5 protein-coding genes are annotated in these 2,861 nt (G+C 38.0%); 4 read left to right on the top strand and 1 reads right to left on the bottom strand.

Features of this window, described 5'->3' with window-relative positions; genetic code table 11:
- From QMF79_RS03210 to QMF79_RS03220, 3 genes are all read left to right on the top strand, one after another.
- A partial coding sequence (locus QMF79_RS03210; protein ID WP_281772747.1) for a S24 family peptidase occupies window positions 1-691 on the top strand: 691 nt, incomplete at its 5' end.
- A gap of 62 nt (window positions 692-753) precedes the next feature.
- Window positions 754-1,125, top strand: coding sequence for a hypothetical protein (locus QMF79_RS03215; protein WP_281772748.1), 372 nt, complete (start codon window positions 754-756; stop codon window positions 1,123-1,125).
- 154 nt (window positions 1,126-1,279) lie between these two features.
- Entirely contained in the window at window positions 1,280-2,017 is a 738-nt protein-coding gene (locus tag QMF79_RS03220; RefSeq protein ID WP_281772749.1) for an Abi family protein, read from the top strand.
- Window positions 2,018-2,050: 33 nt separating this feature from the next.
- Here the strand turns inward: QMF79_RS03220 and QMF79_RS03225 are convergent, their stop codons facing one another.
- On the bottom strand, window positions 2,051-2,200 hold the full coding sequence (locus QMF79_RS03225; protein ID WP_281772750.1) for a hypothetical protein: 150 nt from the start codon (window positions 2,198-2,200) through the stop codon (window positions 2,051-2,053).
- 265 nt (window positions 2,201-2,465) lie between these two features.
- Between QMF79_RS03225 and QMF79_RS03230 the strand changes: the two genes are divergently transcribed.
- Window positions 2,466-2,738 (top strand): hypothetical protein, encoded by a 273-nt coding sequence (locus QMF79_RS03230; protein ID WP_281772751.1) that lies wholly within the window; start codon window positions 2,466-2,468, stop codon window positions 2,736-2,738.
- The last annotated feature ends 123 nt before the right edge of the window (window positions 2,739-2,861 follow it).

Consider the following 2,861-nt stretch of genomic DNA (forward strand, 5'->3'; position numbering starts at 1 on the left):
AGATCAACAGCATCAAGCCATTGAAGAGAAACAGCCTGTCCACCTGCTGGATAACATCAAATTCTTAATGCGTAAAAAAGGCATCTCACTCCCACTTTTAGCGGAGCGAACCGAGATTGAAGAAAGCCGCTTGTTAGAGCTACTAAACTCCGACAACGTGGAAAATGAAAAACTCTTTTTAAGCACGCTTGAGCAATTATTCCTCGTGACTGCAGACCGTTTGCTTTATGACGACCTCAGCCAAAACCCGAAAGGCGTGAACTTCCTGAAAATGCGTTCCGTACCCGTGAACCGTGTACCTATTCGCGGGTATGCCCAATTAGGTGCTGAAGGGCATTGGGTCGATTTAGAATACCCCGTAGGAGAAGGCGATGGCTACATCTGGTGGCCGAGCCGTGATGAAGATGTGTATGCCCTAAAATGCCAGGGCGATTCGATGACCCCACGCATTAAGCACGGTGAATACGTGATTATTGAACCAAATCACGAAATCAAAAATGGGGATGAAGTGCTTGTCGTTACTGATGAAGACCAAGTGATGGTTAAAATCTACGCCTACGAACAAGGCGGTAGACTTACGCTCTATTCCGTGAATGAAAACCACGAGCCAATCAACCTTTACCAAGAAAACATCCGCAAAATGCACTATATGGCAGGCATTGCGAAAGAGAGCTTAGTGTTGGATTTGTAGCGTCTGAACATCGGAGTTAACGGAGAAAACATTAATCAGCAAAATGAATGGAGGATTTTAATATGACAGAATTTAAAGATGTGAAATCAGCGATTGTTGAAGCACAATTAGCCTCAACACCGAAAGACAAAGTTGTGAGCGATATAATGAAAGGCAGTGCTGATTTACTTTCTGCCAACGATATTATTCAGCGTTTAGGCATTACAGCGAACGAGTTTAAGACATTAGTTGGTTTACCAAACCATTATGTGCGAACAAATGGTGGATTAGGTGCGGTAATACATTCAGCCAAAATGTTTGATCCCTATATTGAATTAGTCAATTCAGAATTAGAAAAACACATTACTTTCCCTAAACCAGATATTTATATTTTAGGAAAGGCACGCTGGAAAAAAGAAACATTTAAGAAGTGGCTGGAAGAACAGTGTAGATAAAGAAAAAGGTAGGTTTTTTAAACCTACCTTCCCCGAACCGCAAACAAGCGATTCTCACACTTTACAAAGCACCCCAGCTCCTACGTCTGGGACTTCGGGCTCATTACCAGTGCAATTATTATTACACTAAACTATTTTTAAGTAAAGAATAAATATGCTATCTAGACAAATTACTAGCATTTCAGTAAGTCGCCTAAGTACCTACTTAGATTGTTTTTACCAAAGCGATACAACCAAGCAGAAAGAAGCGATTGCAATCTATACGGCATTACAGCATCGCACAGGGATTTATTTTTCTTTAATCCAAGAGATTGAAGTTGCATTACGAAATGAAATTAGTGAATTACTTCGCCAGACAGCACCAAATAATGACCTATATCAATTTTTCCATTATTTAGCACAAGATAATAATGCACCATTGACAGTAGAATCAAAACGACAGCTTAAAAAGGCGATCAACGAATGCGGTAAGCATTACGATGAAAACGATATTATCTCACGCATTACTTTTGGTTTTTGGATTAATTTGTTTGATTACGATCTCAAAAGAAATCCTTATGCTATCTATTGGCAACAGACATTAAAGCCTATTTTTAATCGTAGATTTAGAAATTTCAAAGATCTATATAACACATTAAAATTAGTAATGCGTTTTCGTAATCGTTTATATCATCAAGAAATTGTTTGGAACAAGAAAACATCAAGACACCCTATTCAAGCTCTTAAAAACTTGGATAAAACTTACTCACAGTTTGAACTAATTTTACAGAAAATAGCTCCTGAACGATTTGTATTTCGCCAGCTTTCACAAGCTCTCATTTGGCAACGTCAAATCTTCTTTGACCAACAGATTTTTGAAGCTGAAATCACTGTTCTGCCTCAACATATCTAGTCAAACCGCCCTGTGGCGGTTTTATTTTACCCACTATTCCTCAATCTCTATATCTTGGTGTGCTATTGCTATCAACTCCCCATAGCCGTCCTCAAGTGCTTGTGATAGCAACAGCAGTATAGCTATATCCTTTCCAATTAAATTGCTCAATTCGATTAACACTTCGTCTTTTGATACTTTCATAACTGTCTCCTTTTCCTTACATATTAATCAATTCTTATTTTTTGTCTAAAACCTCTTCAAAAATTTTCGAGCCAGATCGCAAAAATATTTTTCATAGCTCAAAAAACCACCACTTAAACCACCTCGCTTAAAATTTATTTCCTTAATAATCAAATAGATAACAAAAAAGATAAATATTTATTATCTTTTAAGTAAAATTTATATTGATCTGGTTTTATCTTTTAGATAATATACGGCCATCAAAACGAAACACGGAGAAAACAAAATGACTACCTTAGCAGATGCAATCATCGCAGGAATGACCCAATACCAACACGCACAACCAATGCCAGAAGCCGAATTAAACGCCTTAGATGCAAGAGTGCAACAAGAAACAGGCTTTAGCTTAAATGACCTATTCAGTGCTTACAACATGAGCAACATCACTTACATGAATATCAGTAAAAACTTTAATAAGTTCGCAACTTACCTTGCTGATGCAGAAAAAGAAGGCTTATTAGCCTACTACGCAGAAGAATTTGTAGAGATGATTCACTAACCAATGCCTCTACGGAGGCGTTATTTAAAACAGCTTTAACAGAGCGTGAGGGAAAGTTCATCAATGAAGCAAAGCCTACAACGACCAACCCGCCCCGAAACGAATGGAAGACTAAAGCTGTTT

Source organism: Pseudohaemophilus parahaemolyticus, from assembly GCF_938021905.1.
Classification (GTDB): Bacteria; Pseudomonadota; Gammaproteobacteria; order Enterobacterales; family Pasteurellaceae; genus Haemophilus_A; species Haemophilus_A parahaemolyticus_B.

Bases quoted from the DNA above. Each gene is read 5' to 3' on its own strand.
- QMF79_RS03215 (WP_281772748.1), top strand. From the start codon at position 754: ATGACAGAATTTAAAGATGTGAAATCAGCGATTGTTGAAGCACAATTA.
- QMF79_RS03220 (WP_281772749.1), top strand. From the start codon at position 1,280: ATGCTATCTAGACAAATTACTAGCATTTCAGTAAGTCGCCTAAGTACC.
- QMF79_RS03225 (WP_281772750.1), bottom strand. From the start codon at position 2,200: ATGAAAGTATCAAAAGACGAAGTGTTAATCGAATTGAGCAATTTAATT.
- QMF79_RS03230 (WP_281772751.1), top strand. From the start codon at position 2,466: ATGACTACCTTAGCAGATGCAATCATCGCAGGAATGACCCAATACCAA.